General features: G+C 76.3%; 1 protein-coding gene. It reads left to right on the top strand.

Features of this window, described 5'->3' with window-relative positions:
- Positions 1–363: hypothetical protein (locus QN357_RS19340; RefSeq protein WP_323505450.1), on the top strand; the 363-nt coding region annotated here is incomplete at both ends.

Genomic DNA, 363 nt, shown 5'->3' with positions numbered 1-363 from the left:
CGGCGAGACCCTGCTCGAACGCTACGGGGTCGTCACCCGCGGCGCCGTCGTGGGGGAGGGCGTCACTGGCGGCTTCGCGCTCGTCTACCGCACCCTGAGCGGCTTCGAGGAATCCGGCCGCTGCCGGCGCGGCTACTTCATCGACGGGCTCGGCGCCGCACAGTTCGCGACCGCCGGAACGATCGACCGGTTGCGTTCCTTCACCGAGTCGGAGTCCGGCGCGCACGGTGGCCGGGGAGCGGGTCCCGCCGCGGCAGGGCAGGGGGCGCCGGTCGTCGTCACGCTCGCCGCGACCGACCCGGCCAACCCGTACGGGGCCGTGCTGCCGTGGCCGGCCCTGCCGGCCGGCACCCCTCACCGGGC

It is taken from the genome of Cryobacterium sp. RTC2.1 (assembly GCF_035018685.1).
GTDB lineage: Bacteria > Actinomycetota > Actinomycetes > Actinomycetales > Microbacteriaceae > Cryobacterium > Cryobacterium glucosi.
Note: the sequence above shows the minus strand (reverse complement) of the source record. Positions and strands in the feature narration are given on the sequence as shown.